The organism is Burkholderia sp. Bp9012 (genome assembly GCF_003853825.1).
GTDB classification, from domain to species: Bacteria; Pseudomonadota; Gammaproteobacteria; order Burkholderiales; family Burkholderiaceae; genus Burkholderia; species Burkholderia diffusa.
This window is the reverse complement of the sequence record NZ_QTQA01000044.1, coordinates 1-19,077: the sequence shown is the minus strand read 5'-3', so window position 1 is coordinate 19,077 and position 19,077 is coordinate 1. Positions and strand designations below refer to the sequence as shown.

15 protein-coding genes, 1 tRNA gene and 1 pseudogene are annotated in these 19,077 nt (G+C 67.0%); 8 read left to right on the top strand and 9 right to left on the bottom strand.

The window, feature by feature from the left end; translation table 11 throughout:
- Positions 1–29 precede the first annotated feature (29 nt).
- The 4 genes from DIE11_RS34340 to DIE11_RS34325 are packed head-to-tail and all read right to left on the bottom strand — an operon-like array spanning position 30 to position 4,165.
- Positions 30–1,019, bottom strand: a complete 990-nt coding sequence (locus DIE11_RS34340; protein ID WP_409364596.1) for an acetyltransferase — start codon at positions 1,017–1,019, stop codon at positions 30–32.
- 14 nt (positions 1,020–1,033) lie between these two features.
- On the bottom strand, positions 1,034–1,825 hold the full coding sequence (locus DIE11_RS34335; RefSeq protein ID WP_124629720.1) for an SDR family oxidoreductase: 792 nt from the start codon (positions 1,823–1,825) through the stop codon (positions 1,034–1,036).
- A 40-nt stretch (positions 1,826–1,865) separates the two neighbouring features.
- Complete coding sequence (locus tag DIE11_RS34330) at positions 1,866–3,059, bottom strand: sulfotransferase (RefSeq protein WP_124629719.1); 1,194 nt, start codon at positions 3,057–3,059, stop codon at positions 1,866–1,868.
- On the bottom strand, positions 3,056–4,165 hold the full coding sequence (locus tag DIE11_RS34325) for a DUF1214 domain-containing protein (protein ID WP_124629718.1): 1,110 nt from the start codon (positions 4,163–4,165) through the stop codon (positions 3,056–3,058). Before DIE11_RS34325 ends, DIE11_RS34330 begins: the two co-directional genes overlap by 4 nt.
- A gap of 300 nt (positions 4,166–4,465) precedes the next feature.
- Here DIE11_RS34325 and cysD point away from each other — a divergent pair, with 300 nt between their 5' ends.
- From cysD to DIE11_RS34295, 5 genes are all read left to right on the top strand, one after another.
- Entirely contained in the window at positions 4,466–5,362 is an 897-nt protein-coding gene (cysD, locus tag DIE11_RS34320; RefSeq protein ID WP_124629717.1) for a sulfate adenylyltransferase subunit CysD, read from the top strand.
- Positions 5,362–7,260 (top strand): sulfate adenylyltransferase subunit CysN, encoded by a 1,899-nt coding sequence (gene cysN, locus DIE11_RS34315; protein ID WP_124629716.1) that lies wholly within the window; start codon positions 5,362–5,364, stop codon positions 7,258–7,260. The genes cysD and cysN overlap by 1 nt, the downstream gene beginning before the upstream one ends.
- 122 nt (positions 7,261–7,382) lie before the next feature.
- On the top strand, positions 7,383–8,570 hold the full coding sequence (locus tag DIE11_RS34310; RefSeq protein ID WP_059599047.1) for a helix-turn-helix transcriptional regulator: 1,188 nt from the start codon (positions 7,383–7,385) through the stop codon (positions 8,568–8,570).
- 283 nt (positions 8,571–8,853) lie between these two features.
- Positions 8,854–10,215, top strand: a complete 1,362-nt coding sequence (locus tag DIE11_RS34300) for an MFS transporter (protein ID WP_124629715.1) — start codon at positions 8,854–8,856, stop codon at positions 10,213–10,215.
- The gene (locus DIE11_RS34295) at positions 10,202–11,251 is read left to right on the top strand and encodes a beta-propeller fold lactonase family protein (protein ID WP_124629714.1); all 1,050 of its coding nucleotides are present in this window, start codon (positions 10,202–10,204) and stop codon (positions 11,249–11,251) included. The genes DIE11_RS34300 and DIE11_RS34295 overlap by 14 nt, the downstream gene beginning before the upstream one ends.
- Positions 11,252–11,335: 84 nt before the next feature.
- Here DIE11_RS34295 and DIE11_RS34290 read toward each other — a convergent pair whose 3' ends face one another.
- On the bottom strand, positions 11,336–12,373 hold the full coding sequence (locus DIE11_RS34290; protein ID WP_124629713.1) for an AraC family transcriptional regulator: 1,038 nt from the start codon (positions 12,371–12,373) through the stop codon (positions 11,336–11,338).
- A 227-nt stretch (positions 12,374–12,600) separates the two neighbouring features.
- Between DIE11_RS34290 and DIE11_RS34285 the strand changes: the two genes are divergently transcribed.
- On the top strand, positions 12,601–13,713 hold the full coding sequence (locus DIE11_RS34285) for a fatty acid desaturase (RefSeq protein WP_059599043.1): 1,113 nt from the start codon (positions 12,601–12,603) through the stop codon (positions 13,711–13,713).
- 46 nt (positions 13,714–13,759) lie between these two features.
- Here the strand turns inward: DIE11_RS34285 and DIE11_RS34280 are convergent, their stop codons facing one another.
- Positions 13,760–14,380, bottom strand: coding sequence for an HAD family hydrolase (locus DIE11_RS34280; RefSeq protein WP_124629712.1), 621 nt, complete (start codon positions 14,378–14,380; stop codon positions 13,760–13,762).
- Between the two features lie 222 nt (positions 14,381–14,602).
- Between DIE11_RS34280 and DIE11_RS34275 the strand changes: the two genes are divergently transcribed.
- Positions 14,603–14,693 (top strand) — tRNA-Ser (locus DIE11_RS34275).
- Positions 14,694–14,826: 133 nt separating this feature from the next.
- Here the strand turns inward: DIE11_RS34275 and DIE11_RS37310 are convergent.
- Positions 14,827–15,110 (bottom strand): annotated as a pseudogene (locus DIE11_RS37310) (SOS response-associated peptidase family protein); the annotation flags it as partial.
- 44 nt (positions 15,111–15,154) lie between these two features.
- Between DIE11_RS37310 and DIE11_RS34265 the strand changes: the two are divergent.
- Positions 15,155–16,261 carry an acyltransferase gene (locus DIE11_RS34265; protein WP_124629711.1) on the top strand — a complete coding sequence of 369 codons (1,107 nt, stop codon included), beginning with the start codon at positions 15,155–15,157 and terminating at the stop codon, positions 16,259–16,261.
- 211 nt (positions 16,262–16,472) lie between these two features.
- Here the strand turns inward: DIE11_RS34265 and DIE11_RS34260 are convergent, their stop codons facing one another.
- Positions 16,473–18,488 (bottom strand): sodium:solute symporter family protein, encoded by a 2,016-nt coding sequence (locus tag DIE11_RS34260; RefSeq protein ID WP_059599040.1) that lies wholly within the window; start codon positions 18,486–18,488, stop codon positions 16,473–16,475.
- Between the two features lie 3 nt (positions 18,489–18,491).
- Positions 18,492–18,836: a DUF4212 domain-containing protein gene (locus tag DIE11_RS34255; RefSeq protein ID WP_124629710.1), complete on the bottom strand. Its 345-nt coding sequence runs from the start codon at positions 18,834–18,836 to the stop codon at positions 18,492–18,494.
- Positions 18,837–19,077: the final 241 nt, after the last annotated feature.

The window sequence follows — 19,077 nt, the reverse complement described above, 5'->3', positions numbered from 1 at the left end:
CACGGCGCGCGCGTCGCGGGCCCCCGGTTTCAGTCGAGACGGAAGGCCGCCTCGAAACGTTCGGCGAACGCGTCGAACTCGGTTTCCGGCAGATGGTTGATGCCGCCCGCGCGCTTGCGCCCGCCGCCGGTCGGGAAACCGCGGCAGAATTCGTCGGCGCCGAGCGGCCGGCCGTCGGGCACGCGCACGCTGACGACGAGCCCGCCCTGCGCACGCGGCGACAGCACCGCGAGCGCCGCATGCGGCGCATTGCGCATCCGCTCGTTCGCGAGCATCCCCGTCGCGCGCCGCGCCCACGGATGATCCGGCATCCTGATCAGCGTCGCGCCCGGCACGTCGCGCAGCGGCGCAAGCGCGCATGCCCGTGCCATGTCGTCGCGATAGCCGTCGCGCAGCGCGGCGAACACCGGCGTGTCGCGCACGAAGTCGAGCGGATCCGCGCACGGCAGCATCGCGTCGGCGAGCACCGCCGGATCGAAATGCAGATCGTCGACGCAATCGCCGTAGGCGTTGTAGTTCAGGTAGAGCCCAAGCTCGGCGAGCGTGCCGCGTTCAGCCTCGTCGAGCCCGTATTCGCGCGCGAGCGCGTCGCCGAGCGCCGGCAGTTCGTCGCCGAACGCCGCGACGATCGCCCAGCGCACGTGGCGGCCGCCGAGATGGCGGTTCACGAGCGCGCTCGTGCAGACGTCGGCGGCCGTGTCGATATACGCGTCGAAACGCGGATCGCCCGGCAGCTCGCCCGCGAAGTGATGGTCGAAGTAGCGAATCGCCGCGCCTGCGCACAGCAGCCGCGCGCAGGCGTCGCGGTTCTGGTCGTGCGACACGTCGAGCACGGTCACGCGGTCGCCGGCCCGCGCGTCGATTCGCTCGAGCAGCCTGATGTCGCGCTTCACGCCGGTCACGAGCGTGCCGCGTTCGCCCTCCGCGAGCCGCAGTTGCTGCAGCGCGCACAGGCCGTCCGCGTCACCGTTGAACGCGAAGAAATGTCGTCCCCGGTGGGGTTGCCGTTCCTGCATCATCCGTCGCTCCGTCCTCAGGGCATGAAGTCGCCGCCGTTCGCGTCCAGCGTCGCGCCGGTCACCGCGTTCGCATAATCCGACGCAAGGAACAGCGCCGCGCGCGCGCAGTCGTCGTCGGTCGGCAGCTTCGCGAGCGCGATGTTCGACGCGATCGGCGCGATGATCTCCTCCTCCGTCATTCCATACTCGGCTGCCGCCTGCCGGAAATACGTCTGCGTCGGCACGCCCCACATCCAGCCCATGTGGATGCTGTTCGCGCGGATCCCGTGCACGCCGAGCTCTCGCGCGAGGTATTTTGCCGCGACCGCGAGCGCGCCCTTCGATATAGCGTAGCCCGATTCCCCTGCAAACGGCTTGCGGGTGGCCTGCGTGTTGATCATCACGATCGCGCCGCGCTTCTGCCGCTTCATGTGCGGGACGAGTTCCTGCGTGAGCGTCATCGTGCCGAACACGTTGGTGTCGAACACCGCGCGCCAGCCGTCGAGATCGGCTTCCTCGACCGCCTCCGGAAACGTGCCGTGCACGAACGCGCTGTTCACGAGCGCGTCGATCCGGCCGAAGCGCTCGACCGCCTGAATCGCGAGCTGCCGGCACTGCGCGCGATCGGCGATGTCGGTTTGCACCTTCAGCACGTCGCACGCGACGCCGAGTGCGCTGATCCGCGCCTGCGCGTCGTCGAGTTTTTCCATCGTGCGTGCCGCGACGACCACGCCGCGCGCGCCCTCGCGTGCCGCCTCGACGGCGAGCTTCACACCGAGCCCCGGCCCGATTCCGGAAATCACGACGATCTTGTCCTTCAGCAACATGGGTTGTCTCCTGGTTATCGTTGGTTTCGCGGGCGCGCCGTCAGCCGGCCGGCCGCAGGTGCCGCGCGCGATACGCGGCGAAGTCGTGCGCCAGTTGCGCATCGGTGAAGCCGAAGCGCGCGATCGGGTAATCGTGCGCGGCGCGCTTGTCGCGGCCGTTGCGCGTCATCCAGTCCGCCATCGCCGCGCGCTGCCGTGCATCGAGCGGCATGCCGGCGAAGCGGTACACGGCTTCTGCAACGCCGAGCGGATTCGACACGGTGTCCTCGAAACGCACGTCGAGAAACCGCGCGGCCGGCAACGCGTCGCGCGCGGCCATCGCCGCGCGGATCGCGCGGGCCATTCCCGCGTGCCACTGCGCGCCGACCGTGCGCGGATCCGGGTCGTCCGCGTACATCTGCCACAGCGTGTGCGCCATGCTCGCCATCGACGGAATCGTCTGCGCCGGGTCGCGGTGCGTGAGCACCACCTGCGCGTGCGGAAACACGCGGCACAGCACGTCGAGCGCATGCAGGTGCTGCGGCGTCTTCAGCAGCCAGCGCTCGGCCGGCGCGGCGCTGCGCTGCATCTTCTGCCACTGCAGGAACTGCAGCATGCGCTTCAGGTACGTATAGACGGGCGTCAGGTCCTGCTGCTCGAGCCACGACGTATAGCCCGGCACGTTCGCGTACGAATCCATCGCGCACACGAACGAGTGCTCCATCAGCATGAACTCCTCGTCGACGAGCATCGCGTCGAGCGGATGAATCGCCAGGATCTGCGGAATGCAGTCGATCATGGCCGCGACCTCGGCCTGCGCGCGCGCGATGCGCACGGTCGGCGCGTCGAGCGTCTCGCCGGCGAGCGGCGCCGGATAGCGCGTTTCCCACCATGCGGCCGAATGAAAGCGCGGGTCGACCGCGAGCAGCCGCTGCAGCAGCGTCGTGCCGGTGCGCGGCAGCCCGACGATCACGAGCGGATCGTCGATCTCGATGTCGACGATCTCCGGATAGCGCCGGCAGTAATCCTCCACGACGAGCCGATTCACGAGCTGGCCGACGAGCTTCTCGCGCATCATCTCCGCGCCGCGCGCGGACAGCTTCGCTTCATCGATCAGCGATGCGCACATCACGTCGAGCGCCTCGCGATACGGGCCGTCGCCGAACGCGGCAAGGCCGCCCGTGCGCGACACGGCTTCGGCGATCAGCCCGTCGGCATCGAGCAGCGTGCGGATCCGGTCGAGCGGTGCGTTCATGCGGCCTCCTTCAGCGCGGCGAGCTTGACGACGCGCGTGCGCGGATGCACCGGTCGCGCGGCGCCGACCCAGCGCCAGCAGATCGTGCCGCTGCGATGCCCGGCCGTATCGAGCCAGTTCGCGTCGCCCGGCCGCGACGCGGCGACCACCACCGTCACGCCGCCGTCGGCATTCAGGCGCGCGCTGTGCTTGTTCACGCAGATGTCGAAGTGCCGGTAGTCGAGCGACTCCATCCAGTGGTTGTTGAGCTGCACGTTCCAGAAATCGCAGTCGGGCACCGTGTCGACGTCGATCACGAGCGCCTCGTCATCGGCCAGCGACCAGCACGAGTGGTAGTAGTAGATGTTCGGATCGCCGCCGACCGACTGGCACAGCGCCTGGTCCGCGGGCGGCAGCGCGTTGACGTGCGCCCCGTAGCTCCCGGCCCAGTCGGCGAACAGCTTCGACGTCCGCTCGACGAACTGCGCGGCGCGCATGAGGCCGCCCTGCAGCACGAGCGGGTCGAGCGGCGCCGGGCGGTCGTGCGCGCCGATGCGCTCGATCTTCAGTTGCGCGGGCGTCTCCGCGCGCCGGTCGAGGAAGGTCTGGCGCACCAGCAGCGCGTTCGTGCCCGGCTCCATGCGTACCCAGTTGCCTGCGCGCGGCGTTGCGCTCAGCACGATCTCGAAGCTGCCGTCCGGCGCGACCTCGAGTTGCTTCGCATCGAGAAACCCCGTCTGCAGCATCTTGCCGTCCGTTTCGTAGCCGCCCTTCTGCGTGCCGAAGCTCAGGTACGCGACCGTGCCGCGCCGCCCCGTCACGCGATATTCGCAGCGGCCGTCGAGGCGCGCGTACTGGTACAGGTTGTCGGGATTGTCGGCGCCGATCTTCGCGGTCTCGTGCGACGGCGAGAAGAAGCCGGGCCACGCGCCGTCCGCGAACTCGACGTGCATTTCGAGCGCGATGCGCATCAGCCGACTCAGGTAGCGGAACCCTTCCGCGCGCGTGAGCGGATCGTCCGGCGCGTCGGCGCGCAGGATCTGCTGTCCGCTGCGCTTCAGGGTGTCGCAGAAATCGGCCCAGGTCTGGCCCGAAAGCAATTGCGTGGCACGTGTGTCGTCCGTCATGTGTCATCTCCGCCGGTGGTCGAGCGCTCACCTTAAGCGAGCGCTCCACGCGCCACTTCGTCCGGGTGGACTAAGGAAAGATCCGCTGCGCCGCCGTGCCGGGGCTGGCCTGTTCCGGCCGATAACGCACGCTCCCCCGAACAAGAAAATTCGTGGGGCTGGCGCAAGCCCGTTGTTGGCCGGAACAGGCCCTAGTCCACCCGGACGAAGAACGGCACCGCCCTCGCTCGATACCGTTGGCGTCATGCACGAAACGCCGCACATGTCGCGCGGCGCCGGCATGCAACAAGGAGACGAACGATGTTGACCCACTTGGAGCGACTGGAGGCCGAGAGCATCCACATCATGCGCGAGGTGGTCGCGGAAAGCGAAAACCCGGTGATGCTCTATTCGATCGGCAAGGACAGCTCGGTCATGCTGCATCTCGCCATGAAGGCGTTCTACCCGGCGAAGCCGCCCTTTCCGCTGCTGCACGTCGATACGACGTGGAAGTTCCGCGAGATGATCGCGTTTCGCGACGAGACGGCCGAGCGCCTCGGCCTCGACCTGCGCGTCCACGTGAACCCCGACGGCGTGGCGAACGACATCAATCCGTTCACGCACGGCTCGGCCGTTCACACCGACGTGTGGAAGACGCAAGGGCTCAAGCAGGCGCTCGACCACTACGGCTTCGACGCCGCGTTCGGCGGCGCGCGCCGCGACGAGGAGAAATCGCGCGCGAAGGAGCGCATCGTGTCGCTGCGTTCGACGCAGCATCGCTGGGACCCGAAGCGCCAGCGGCCCGAACTCTGGTCGCTGTACAACGCGCGCAAGCGCAAGGGCGAAAGCCTGCGCGTGTTTCCGATCTCCAACTGGACCGAGTTCGACATCTGGCAATACATCCGGCTGCACGACATTCCGATCGTTCCGCTCTACTACGCGAAGGAGCGGCCCGTGGTCGAGCGCGACGGCGCGCTGATCATGGTCGACGACGAACGGCTGCCGCTGCGCGACGGCGAAGTGCCGCAGATGCGCAAGGTGCGCTTTCGCACGCTCGGCTGCTATCCACTGACGGGCGCGATCGACAGCGACGCGAGCTCGCTCGACGACATCCTGCAGGAGATGCGCGACACGCGCACGTCCGAGCGCCAGGGACGGCTGATCGACAGCGATTCGGCCGGCTCGATGGAAAAGAAGAAACAGGAGGGATATTTCTGATGGCACACGTTCTCACCGCGCCCGAGGCACCCGGTATGCACGCCGACGATGGGCAGACGAAGGACCTGCTGCGCTTCATCACGTGCGGCAGCGTCGACGACGGCAAAAGCACGCTGATCGGCCGCATGCTCTACGAATCGAACATGCTGTTCGACGACCAGCTGACCCAGCTCGAAGCCGATTCGAAGAAGGTCGGCACGCAAGGCGGCGACCTCGATTTCGCGCTGCTCGTCGACGGCCTGTCGGCCGAACGCGAACAGGGGATCACGATCGACGTCGCGTACCGCTTCTTTGCGACCGCGCGACGCAAGTTCATCGTCGCCGATACGCCCGGCCACGAGCAGTTCACGCGCAACATGATCACCGGCGCATCGACTGCCGATCTCGCGGTGATCCTGATCGACGCGCGCAAGGGCGTGCTCACGCAGACACGCCGCCACAGCCATCTCGTCGCGCTGATCGGCATCGGGCGCGTCGTGCTCGCGATCAACAAGATGGATCTGGTCGACTACGACCGAGCGGTGTTCGAACGCATCGACGCCGACTATCGCGCGTTCGCGGCCGAGCTCGGCCTCCAGGAGATCGTCAGCATTCCGATGTCCGCACTGCGCGGCGACAACGTGATCGCGTCGAGCCCGCGCATGCCGTGGTACGCGGGCCCGCCGCTGATGCAGCATCTCGACACGCTGCCGCTCGTCGCGCGCGTGACGCGCGACGAACCGTTCCGCCTGCCCGTGCAATGGGTCAACCGCCCGCATCTGAACTTCCGCGGCTATGCCGGCAGCATCGCGTCCGGCGAAGTGCGCGTCGGCGAACGCGTGCGCGTGCTGCCGTCCGGCAAGGAAAGCCGCATCGCGTCGATGATCACGCCGGCAGGCGAAGCCCAAGTCGCGCGCGCCGGCGAAGCGGTGACGCTCACGCTCGCCGACGAAATCGACATCAGCCGCGGCGACATGATCGCGCACGCCGACGCGCCGCCGGAGGTGGCCGATCAGTTCGAGGCGACGCTCGTGTGGATGCACGACGAACCGCTGCTGCCGGGCCGGCCGTATCTCGTGAAGCTGGGCACGCAGACGGTCGGCGCGACCTGCGCGACGCCGAAGTACAAGATCGACGTGAACACGCGCGAGCATCTCGCCGCGCGCACGCTCGCGCTGAACGAGATCGGCGTGTGCAACCTGAGCTTCGACCGGCCCGTCGCGTTCGATCCGTACGACCAGAATCGTCATACCGGCGGCTTCATCGTGATCGACCGCTTCACCAACGACACGGTCGGCGCCGGGATGCTGCACTTCGCGTTGCGCCGCGCGCACAACGTGCACTGGCAGGCCGTCGACGTCGACCGCGACGCGCGCGCGGCGCAGAAGGCGCAGACGCCGCGCATCGTGTGGCTGACCGGGTTGTCCGGCGCGGGCAAGTCGACGATCGCGAACCTCGTCGAGCAGCGGCTGCATGCGCTCGGCAAGCATACGTACCTGCTCGACGGCGACAACGTGCGGCACGGGCTCAACCGCGATCTCGGCTTCACCGAGGCCGATCGCGTGGAGAACATCCGGCGCGTGGCCGAAGTCGCGCGACTGATGCTCGATGCCGGGCTCATCACGCTCGTATCGTTCATCTCGCCGTTCCGCGCGGAACGCGACATGGCGCGTGCGCTGGCCGGCCCCGACGAGTTCGTCGAAGTGTTCGTCGACACACCGCTCGCGGTGGCCGAGGAACGCGATCCGAAGGGGTTGTACAAGAAGGCGCGCAAGGGCGAACTGAAGCACTTCACGGGCATCGACTCGCCGTACGAGCCGCCCGCGCAGCCGGAACTGCGCATCGACACGGTGGCCGAGTCGCCGGAAGCGGCGGCCGATCGCATCGTCGCGTACCTGCTGCGCGAGCGCGTCGCCTGACCCTCGCCGGCCGCGTCGCACGGGCACTGCCCGCGTCGTCTACTCCGTTCGGATGACGCGGGCCGCCGGCCGGCCGGTATGCTCGTTCGGACGCATTCACCCCGCCCCAGGAGAACACGAGCATGCGGATCGCGCTGGCGCCCGACGACACGGCCGCGCACGACGGTTTCGACGACGCCGCGTGGACGGCCCGCGAACTCAGCGCGTGGCTCGGGCTCGTCTATCAGGGCCTGTCCGAAACGACGCCGTGGGCGCGCTTTCTCGAAGCGATCCGCGTGCGGCTCGACGCGCGCTTCACGACGCTCGTGCTGCGCAACCCCGGCGGCTCGCGGCGCGGGCTCATCATCAACGCGTCGGCCGACGGCCCGCTGCTGCCCGGCGAGCCGTCGTACAGCGAGCAGTTCTATGCGCTGTGCCCGTTTCTCGACCAGCCGCCCGGCCAGGTGTTCACGGCAGACGGACTGTTCGGCGCCGCCCGCTGGTGCGCGCACGATTTCTACCGGCAGTACCTGCAGCCCCTCGACCTGCGCTTCATCCTCGGCGCGAACCTGCGCGGCGAGCGCGGCGTCGAGTGCGCGTTTTTCGTGAGCCGCGCGCATCATGCCCGCGACTTCGACGCGGCCGAACGCGCGCAGGTCGCGACGCTGTTGCCCCACCTGCAGCGCGCGGTCGAACTGCATGCGGCGCTCGACGTGCTCGACGCCGAGCGCGCGCTGTACGCGGGCACCGTCGACCGGCTCGACGTCGGCACCGCGATCCTCGACGAGGATGGCCGCGTGATCAAGCACAACCGCATCGCCGAACGGCTGCTCGCGCAGCAGGACGGCCTGTGCCTGCGCCAGGAGCGGCTCCATGCGTCGTGCCCGCTCGACGAGCGCCGGCTGCAGAAGGCGTTGCAGGCCACGCTCGAGCATTTCCGCGCGGGCGCGCTGGGGCGCATCGAGGCCACCACGCTGTCGCGCCCCGGCGGCGCGATGCCGTTGAACGTGCTGCTGCGCCCGCTCGCGCCCTATCACGGCGCGGAGGACCGCCAGCACCGGCCGGCCGTCGCGGTGTTCGTCCGCGATCCGGCGTCGTCGCCCCAGACCTCGCGCGACATGCTGCACCGGCTGTTTCGCCTCACGCCGATGGAAACCGAGATCGCACTGCTGCTCGTCGACGGCCTGACGCTCGACGAAGCGGCCGCCGCCACCGGCATCACGAAGAACACCGCCCGCGCACACCTGCGCGGCATCTTCGCGAAGACGGGCGCAACGCGCCAGGCCGTGCTCGTGAAGATGCTGCTGAACAGCGTCGTGTCGATGGCATAGCGGGCGGCGCCCACCCGGGGGCGACGCCCATCGCATCGCAGCGCAGAGCGGGCCGCCGAGGATACGGTTGCCGTCAGGTCGAATCACGTCATACGTCATCAGACGTGATAGCGCCTAGTGATCTCCCGCTGCGATGTCTCATTATTTGGCCGAATTTCGGGTAAACCCGCGACGTCATGCAGGAATCTGAGGCGTACCATGTCATACGACAACATACTACTTAGCTCACCACCCGACGCCGACGCGGGCCGCCGCCCCGTCCGCCGCCCGACCGGAGACTCCATTGACCACGCCTGCCCTGCCCGGCCGCGACCCGCTCGCGTCCGCCGTCTCGAAAGTGAAATGGCACGTGCTGCCGCTCGTGCTGATCATGTTCATCGCGAACTACATCGACCGCGTCAACGTCGGCTTCGTCGATCGCCACCTCGAAGCGTCGATCGGTATCGGCGCTGCGGCGTACGGACTCGGTGCCGGCCTGTTCTTCGTCGGCTACGCGCTGTTCGAAGTGCCGTCCAACCTGCTGATGCAGCGCTACGGCGCACGCATCTGGCTCGCGCGGATCATGGCGACGTGGGGCATCGTCGCCGCCGCGATGGCGTTCGTCTGGAACGACACGTCGTTCTACGTGCTGCGCTTCCTGCTCGGCGCAGCCGAGGCCGGCTTCTTCCCCGGCGTCGTGCTGTACCTGTCGCAATGGCTGCCGCCGCAGGAGCGCGGCAAGGCGATGGCGATCTTCCTCGGCGGCTCCGCGTTCGCGTCGGTGCTGTCCGGGCCCGTGACCGGCGCGCTGCTGTCGATCCACGGCTTCGGCCTGCAAGGCTGGCAGTGGATGTTCCTGATCGAAGGGATGTTCTCGGTCGCGCTGTGCGGCGCGAGCTGGCTGCTTCTGAAGTCGCATATCCGCGACGCGACGTGGCTCACCGCCGGCGAACGCGCGGCGCTCCAGAACGCGCTCGATGAAGAACGCGCGACCCGCGACGTGCGCTCGAAGGTGCACGTATCGGCCGCCACGCTGCTGCGCGACCCGCAGATCATGCTGTTCTGCTTCCTGTATTTCGCGATCCAGCTCACGATCTACGCGGCCACCTTCTGGCTGCCGACCATCATCCGCAAGATGGGCGGCCTCACCGACTTCCAGGTCGGCCTCTACAACACGATTCCGTGGATGATCGCGATCGGCGCGATGTACGCCTTCGCGGTGCTGTCCGCGAAGTGGAAACATCCGCAGCGCTGGCTGTCGTTCGCGCTCGTGCTCGCCGCGTGCGGGCTGTTCGCGTCGACGTCGCACGATCCCGTCTGGTCGTTCGCGTCGATCTGCTTCGCCGCACTCGGCTTCAAGGCCGCGTCGTCGCTCTTCTGGCCGATCCCGCAGGGCTATCTCGACACGCGCGTGGCCGCGGCCGTGATCGCGCTGATCAACTCGATCGGCAACCTCGGCGGCTTCGTCGCACCGACGGCCTTCGGCTATCTGAAGCAACATACGGGTTCGATCACGGGCGGCCTGTATGCGCTCGCGATCGCATCCCTCGTCGCCGCGGTCGCCGCGCTGTTCGCCCGCACGCACCGGCGCAGCGATCCGCCGAAGGGCCTGCCGGCCGACGAGTCCTTCACGAACACTGCACTGCTCCGCCATGCCGAACACTGACCGCCTGACCGTCGTCGTCTCGAATGCCGTCGACGGCGACCTCGCCACGTTCTCGCTCACCTCCGACGGCGCGCTCGCCCCGCTCGCCCGCTACCCGGCCGGCGACGTCGCGATGCCGGTCGCCGTGCAGCCCGATCGCGGGCGGCTGTACGTCGCGACGCGCGGCGCAGAGCCGACGATCGTCGCATTCCGCATCGCTGCCGGCACCGGCGCGCTCGCCCGCATCGGCGCAACCGCGATCGACGCGAGCCACGCGTACCTGTCGCTCGATCGCAGCGGCCGCTGGCTGCTCGGCGCGTCGTACGGCGGCAACTCGCTGAGCCTCTACGACGCCGCGCGCGTGCGCGACGGCGACGGCGCGCCGCTGCAGGTCGCGCACGGCATCGCGAACGCGCATGCCGTCGTCGTGTCGCCGGACAATCGATTCGCGTACGTGAGCTCGCTCGGCTCGGACCGGATCTTCACGTTCGCGCTGGTCGAGGATGCAGGCGGCCTGCGCGCGGTCGAGCATGGCGAAACGCGCGTGCCGGGCGGCTTCGGGCCGCGTCACCTGCGCTTCGCGCGCGACGGCCACACGCTCGTCGCGGTCAGCGAATTCCAGGCCACGCTCGCGACCTTCTCGCGCGACGTCGACAGCGGCCGCCTCGGCAACGCACAAGTCAGCGCGCGTCACCCGGCCGTCATCGACCTCGCGCAAGGCCATGCGCGCCCACCCGCGCCGACCGAACCCGCCGTGTGGGCCGCCGATCTCCACCTGACGCCCGACGAGCGCTTCGCGTATGTCAGCGAACGCACGTCGAGCCAATTGCTTTGCTATCGCCAGCATGCGGACGGCACCTTCGAACCCGCTCATGCGACGGCCACCGAAACGCAGCCGCGCGGCTTCGCGATCGATCCGTCGGGACGCTGGCTCGTCGCATGCGGCGAGCAATCGGAATACGTGTCGGTCTATGCGGTCGAGCCAAGCGACGGCACGCTGTCGTTGCACGCGCGCGTGCCGGGCGGTCGCGGGGCGAACTGGGTTGCGATCGTCTGACGGGCCGATTGATCGCTGGATCGCATGGTCGATTGATCGATGCAGGGCGCGCCACCGACACCGGCCGCGCCGCCCGCCGCGCCGTCAGCGCCGCTCGCTCGGCGCGACGCCGGTCCAGCGCTTGAATGCACGCGTGAAATTGGCGCGGTCGGTATAGCCAACCCGCGCCGCGATCTCGTCGACCGGCAGGCGTGTGCCCTCGAGCAACCTGAGCGCATCGCGCAGCCGGATCTCGTCGAGTAGCGCGGAATAGGTCGCGCCGAATTCCGCGAGCTTGCGTTTCAGCGTGCGCGCCGACACGTGCAGCTCGCGCGCGACTTCGTCCACCGACGGATAACCTGCGTCGCCGCAGATCAGCAGGTTGCGCACGCGCTCGACGATGCTTTCCGCATAGCCGAGCCGCGCGAGCTCGGCCTCGCATTGCTGGACGATCATCTGCGCGGTCTGCGCGTTCGCGGTGCCGATCGGCTCGTCGAGCAACGCCGCGTCGCAGCGGATGCGGTTCGCGCTCGCGTCGAAATGACAGCGCGGCAGCCGCTCGCGATAGCGCTCGAACCACGGCGGTTCGGGCCATTCGAAATGCAGCTCCGCGCGCGACCGCAACGTGCGACCGGGCACGGGATCGAGCAGCGAGTTGAACAGGATCGCCGTCTCGACCAGGAAGTTCTCCACCGCGAACTGGCGCAGCCGGCCAAGCGGAAATGCCTCGAGCACGTCGATGTCGACAATCCCGTCGAGCTGCGCGAGCCGCACCGAAAAGAACGGCACGCGCGTCGGCAGGTAGCGGATACCGAGCGCGAGCGCCTCGCCGAGCGTCGCGCAGCTCATCAGCCCGAAGCCGATCAGGCCGGATTTCGTGAGACTGCTGCGCAGGCCGATCTCGATCGCGATCGACGGATCGTCCGTCGCCTCGAGCAGGTTGAACACGATCGCCGCCTGCTGCAGCGGCGTGATGCGCGCGTCGGGCTGGGCGAGCCGGTCGCGCTCGACACCCGACCCGGCGAGAATTCGGCCGCCAGCGATGCCGCGCTCCTCGGCGAGCATCAGCATGAACAGCGCATACGCGGACGATACCGTCGCCTTGTTCAGCTGGCGCGCGGCATCCGGGACGGACAGGGCCATACGGCGGACTCCGGAGCGGTTTTCGGCGGATTGTAGCGTCGCTGGCCCGCAATGACACCGCGTCGGCACTCTAGCCGCATGACGCTGCACCGCAGGCCGGCGCGCGGGCCAATGTGGCCCGAAATGACACCATCATTGGCACCGGCGGCCCTCGCGTGCGCCACGAGGCGCACCTATGCTTGTCACATCGGCATTGCGCCCCACTCTCTCTGCTCGGATTCCGGTCGATGAGCCAATCTGCACGAACCGTCTTTCGTCACGACGCCGACAAGGTCGCGTACGTCCGCCGCGAGGTCAACGCCGCGAGCGACGCGATCCGCGCGCGCTTTCCGCTGCTCGACAACCAGAACCTCGTCGGCGCGACCGTGATGGCCGTGTCGGTGAGCGCGATGCTCGCGATCGCCTGGCTGTATGCGCGCGGCGCGATCGCGTGGTACGTCGCGCTGCCGCTCGCCGCGTTCGTCACGTCGCTGATCCACGAACTCGAGCACGACCTGATCCACCTGATGTACTTCAAGAAGACACCGTGGGCCTATCACCTGATGATGGCACTGTGCTGGCTCACGCGGCCGGGCACGATCAACCCGTGGACGCGCCGGCGCATGCACCTGCATCACCACAAGGTGTCGGGCGGCGAATCGGATCTCGAGGAATTCGGCATCACCAACGGCGAACGCTGGGGCGTGAAGCGGCTGCTGATGATCGCGGACGGGATGCTCGCCGTCGTGCTGCGGCCGGAGGCGATGCGCCGCAAGGTCAGGCAGTACGTGGCCGCGCAACCGGTGCAGGATGCGGCCGAACGCGCGCAATTGCGCATCGAGCAGGTGTCGTCCTACATGCCGATCGGTCATGCGTACTACGCGCTGTGGCACGCGTTCATCGTCTATCACGCCGGCCTGTTCGCGCTGCATGCGTTCGGCTATGCGGTGACCGTGCCGACCGTCGTCGAGCGCGTGATGCACGTCGTCGATTTCCTCGCGGTCGTGTGGCTCGGGCCGAACTTCGTGCGCAGCTTCTGCATCAACTTCGTCAGCTCGAACATGCATTACTTCGGCGACATCGATTCGCGCAACGTGATCCAGCAGACCCAGGTGCTCAACCCGTGGTGGATGCTGCCGTTCCAGCTGTTCTGCTTCAACTTCGGCAGCACGCACGCGATCCATCACTTCGTGGTGCGCGATCCGTTCTACATCCGGCAGCTGACCGCGCGCACAGCGCACAAGGCACTGCGTGAAGTCGGCGTGCGGTTCAACGACGTCGGCACGTTCAAGCGCTCGAATCGCTGGGGTGCGTATCGTCCGGTTCGCGGTGTGCGCGGCACGCGGCGGGCCGACGCTTGACGGCAGCGCGCGGGGTTGCTCGCCGCGCCGGTGTCGCGTTAGTCCGTCAGTCGCCGATCGGCGGCATCGGCCCCCGCCCGCGGATCCACGCCCAGTTCGCGAGTTCGGCCATTTCCTTGTCGCCGCGGCTGTCGCCGTAGGCGAACAGTTTCGCGGGCAGCCGATTGCCCCACCAGCCGCGCAAGCGCACAACCTTCTGCGGGCCCCAGCAGTTCTCTCCGTTCAGCCGCCCGGTGAACGTGCCGCGCTCGAACGCGAGGCGCGTCGCGAGCACCGTGTCGATGCCGGCCGTCTTCGCCCACTTCTCCAGATACAGTGACGGCGATGCGCTCACCAGCACGACTTCATGCCCGCGCGCCTGATGCTCGCGCACCCGCTCCAGCATGTCCGGACGCACGAGGTTCGGCAGGTAGCCGTCGACGAAGCTGCGCGCCAATACGTCGAGCGCGTCCTCTCGGATCGGCCCGAGCGCAAACCACGCGAACTTCGCCTTCGCATCGCCGCGCGACAACAGTCCCGCCTTCATCGCGACGATCCACGGCAGCGCGCGCAGCCCGGCCCATGCGAATCGCGGCGTGCCGACCGCGTAGCGGACGAAATGACGGAAGCTGTCGGTGGTCGTGATGGTGCCGTCGAAATCGAATGCGGCGACGATGCGGTCGGTCATGGAGAGGCAGGAAAGCGATCAGATGCCCGGGAAGATAACAGACTCGCGCGGCCATGCGGCCGGGCCCGGGCGTAACTGGGAGCATGGCCCTTCTGCGCGGCCGGATTCGATACGAAGCAGGCCGCCGCGCGACCCGCGGAAGGCGGCTTTCCCGCCGATTTCGGCGGATCGCCCAAGGGGGTGGCGACCATCCGCCAGAGTTTGATATACTCTCGGTCTTCCGGAGAGATGGATGAGTGGTTTAAGTCGCACGCCTGGAAAGCGTGTATAGGTTAATCGCCTATCGGGGGTTCGAATCCCCCTCTCTCCGCCAGGACACTAGCAAAAACGGGCCTCTCGGCCCGTTTTTCGTTTCTATCCATACTGGTATCTACACGGCACGAAGACAACTTCGCGGCCACGAAAGCCAGCTTCGGGGGCGTTGTCCACGAACAACCACGCCACCACGCCGGTTCGCCCAATATCCCGACAGCCGGATATAACCGTAGCATCGAACGCGCCGCCTCGACGTTCGACGTCGTCAGCCACGCCTCCCAGTCGTCCGGCCGCAGGATTACGATTACGACCGCCCGTTTCTCCTCGCCAGGCTTATGCACCCGGGAAATGATCGGATGCCCTCGCCACTGACCGTGATCATCAACATCGTGTGATGCTCGGCACCGTCCTGGCCCTGAAGCGTCTGCCAGATGCCAGCGAGGCACATAGTGCGCCACCCCGAGACATTGATTCTTTCTCGGATACAATCGCGCACATTCAACATCAGGCCATAGCACGATGAGCGGGAAAGAACGGCTGCACGAACTAGATAGCCTCAGAGCACTGGCGGCGATCGGTGTGATCGCCTGGCACTATACGAACCACTTCCATGCGTCTCCGTTTCCCGGTTTGATGGCCCCGTTTTACGGTCACGGACTGCTGCTTGTCGACTTCTTCTTCGTGCTGTCGGGATTTGTGCTTGCCCGTACCTATTGGACTGAACAGCGGTCGCCAAATTTCTTGTCGAATCTTCGGGACAGAATCGCGCGGCTATATCCGCTGCACTTTGTCATGTTGTGTCTCGTGGCGATCATGCAATGGGTGTTGGTTCATCGACTCGAATCGTCTCCCTTTATCTATATCTTCAACGACAAGCGAGAATTTGCCCTCAACCTGATGCTGTTGAACAGAACCGGACTTGAGCACGGCTTCTCGTTCAACGCTCCGTCGTGGTCCATCTCTGCTGAGTTCGTCGTGAACGTCGTCTTCCTTGCAGCCATTTCGACCCGGAGAAAGCTATTCTCCGTTCTGATGGGCGCTGGATTCGTGGTCGCGCTGGCAGCCATTTTTCGCAACGGTCTAATCAGCGACGCGACCTTCTTCGGTATCGATAACGACATTTTCCGAGCGATGTTCGGCTTCTGTATCGGTGTCGCGCTGTTCCGCGTCAACGACGTGTTCGACAAGGTCACGATTCCGCGCCCCGGCTACGACGTCCTTGCAGTTTTATCGACTGCGTGCTTCCTCTATTACTGCGCGAGTTCCCGATTTTCGAACAGTCTGGACCTCGTGATTACGCTGGTTTGCTTCCCCACATTGATTGTCGGGGCGATGCGAGGGACTGTCGTCAACAAGGTGCTCAAACTTGCTCCGCTCGTGTTCCTCGGTAGCATTTCATATTCGATCTACCTTGTGCACTTTCCGATGCAACTCGCCGCACACATCTCGGGTATCGCATCCGGACACGAGTTGCCATACAACAGCCGAGGCTTCTTCATCGCCTTTTTCGCCGCGACGATCGCTGTATCGTGGTTGACGTACCGGACTATCGAACTCCCCGGCAAGAATATTTTGAGATCGCTGATGGGCCACCGAAATCGCTCCGTGCCAGCACGTCAACGTTAGGCCGTCGTCTCTGTCTGGCACCCCGCATCACCGGCGCTATGTCAGATGTGAAAAGCCGCGATCAAGCCGATCTACCAGGCCGCCACGGCCGAGGCGGAAGCAGCGGCGCTCGACACCGAGCGACGAAGCGGCTGGCAAACTGCTGTATCTGGCCTTGCGCCACATCGAAAACTTCTTCCCGCCGCGATGCCCCACGTCCAGCGCCTCAGCGTCACGGATGCCGAATGTAATCCACCAGCGCCCTCGTGTATTCATCCGGCTGCCGATCGAGCAGACTCACCACGATCGCCACCGCGAACCCCGCCGGCACGCCGAACACACCCGAACTGATCGGCTCGATCCCGAACCACGTCCGCCCGGCGAACCCCGTCAGCTGCGTGAAGTACGGATACGTCGACACGATGTAGTACACGCACACCGCGAGCCCCGTCAGCATCCCGGCGATCGCGCCGCGCGTCGTCGTGCGTTTCCAGAACACTCCGAGCACGAGCACCGGAAAGAAACTGGACGCCGCGAGCGAAAACGCCGCCCCGACCAGAAACAGAATCTTCCCCGTACTGAGCGACGCGACGTACGACGCGAACAACGCGACGCCAAGCAGCAAGACCTTCGAGATCGTCACACGCCGCTGCCTCGACGCGTCCGGCGCGACCATGCAGTAATAGACGTCGTGCGACAGCGCATTCGCGATCGTCAGCAGCAACCCGTCCGCGGTCGACAGCGCCGCGGCCAGCGCACCGGCCGCGATCAGCCCCGACACGACATACGGCAACCCCGCGATCTCCGGCGCGGCCAGCACGACCATGTCGGGCTGCATCTGGATCTCCGACCAGTGCACGATGCCGTCGCGAATCACCTCGACGACGCTGATCAGGTCCGGTTCGAAGTGATGCCACTGCGTGACCCACGCGGGCAGCTCGGCGATCGGCCGCCCGACGAGGCTGGTGAGAATCTCGTACTTGATCATCACCGCGAGCACCGGCACGCTCAGGTAGAACAGCGCGATGAAGAACAACGTCCAGCCGACCGAACGCCGGGCCGATGCGACCGACGTCGTCGTGTTGTAGCGCGTGAGGATGTGCGGCAGGCTCGCGGTGCCGAGCGACAGGCACAACAGCAACGCGAGGAAATTCCGCTTGCGCGGCTTGCGGTCGTCGTCGTTCGCCGCGGGAAACGGCTCGTGCATCGGCACGGGTGGCTCGGCGCGTGCCAGGAGATCGTCGCGCGTCTGGGTCCAGGTCACGCGCGCCGCCGTCGGGTCGCGCGGAAAGTCCGCCAGCTCGCGCTCGCGCTGGTTGATCTCGCGCAGCGGCCCGTTGTGGCGCCGCAGCTCCGCAAGCTGGTCGACGAGTTGCTGGCGAGCGTCCGCATACGATGCAGGCAAGCGGTCGAGCTGCGCCTGCACGACCGCGGCCTGCCGGCGATACGCATCGCGCACCTGCTGCTCCGGGGCGGCATCGCGCACCTGCGCCTCGCGCGCCGCCACGCGCTCCATCAGCTTGCCGTAATTGAACTGCGGCACCGGCCCGAGCCCGTTCTTCATCGCGATCAGCGACACGGGAATCAGGATCGCGCTGATCAGGATGATGTACTGCGCGACCTGCGTCCACGTGACCGCGCGCATCCCGCCGAGAAACGAGCACACGAGAATGCCCGCGAGCCCGCAGAAGATCCCGATCGCGAAGTCGACGCCGATGAAGCGCGTCGCGATCAGCCCGATCCCCTGGATCTGCGCGACCAGATAGACGAACGAGCACAGGATCGCGGCGCCGGCCGCGAGCGCGCGCACGGCGGTGCTGGAAAAGCGCGTGCCGAGAAAATCGGGAATCGTGTAGCGCGCCAGCTTGCGCACGTATGGCGCGAGCAGGAACGCAACGAGGCAGAACCCGCCGGTCCACCCCATCACGTACGCGAGCGCATCGTAGCCGGTTGCGTAGAGCGAGCCGGCCAGACCGATGAACGACGCCGCCGACAGCCAGTCGGCCGCCGTCGCCATCCCGTTGAACGCGGACGGCACGCGCCGCCCGGCCACATAGTATTCGACGAGATCGGACGTGCGCGACAGCAGCCCGATCACCGCATACACGGCAATCGGCACGAACAGGAACACGTAGCCGATCCACACGCCGGAACCGGTCGCGCGCTCGATCCGCCACAGCAGCAGCACGAACCCGAGAAAGCCGAGGGTGTAAAGCGCGTACGCGCGAATCAGTCGATGCGTCAGCATGGATCAGCGGGCATGGTGCGCATTGCCCGCGTGCGCCGCATGTTCGTCGTACGCGCGCCGCAGCAGGCGGTCCGCGCGCTGCATCAGGCCGATGTAGACGACGATCAGCACGAGATACACGAGAATCGCGCCCTGCGCGCCGACATAGAACGGCAGGCTGAAACCGGCAAAGCGGATGCCTGCGAGCGCGGGCGCGAAGAACGGCACGACGAACGACACCGTGAAGCCGATCGCCATCAGTACCACGATCAACACGACGTTGAAACGCCAATAGCGCGCATGGGCACGCGCGAGCGGCTCGGGAACGGGTGGCGGCGCGGCAGGCGCCGGACGGGACGAATCGGTCATGCCGTTATTTAGCAAAAAGCCCCTGCGCGGGCAATCGGGATTGCCGCGCAGGGGCTCGTGTGCGCAACGTGCACAACAGGCGCGATCAGCGCACTTCGGCGAGCTGCTCGAGGATCGCGGGGTTCTCGAGGGTGGACGTGTCCTGCGTGATCGCCTCGCCCTTGGCGAGCGAGCGCAGCAGGCGCCGCATGATCTTGCCCGAGCGCGTCTTCGGCAGGTTGTCGCCGAAGCGGATGTCCTT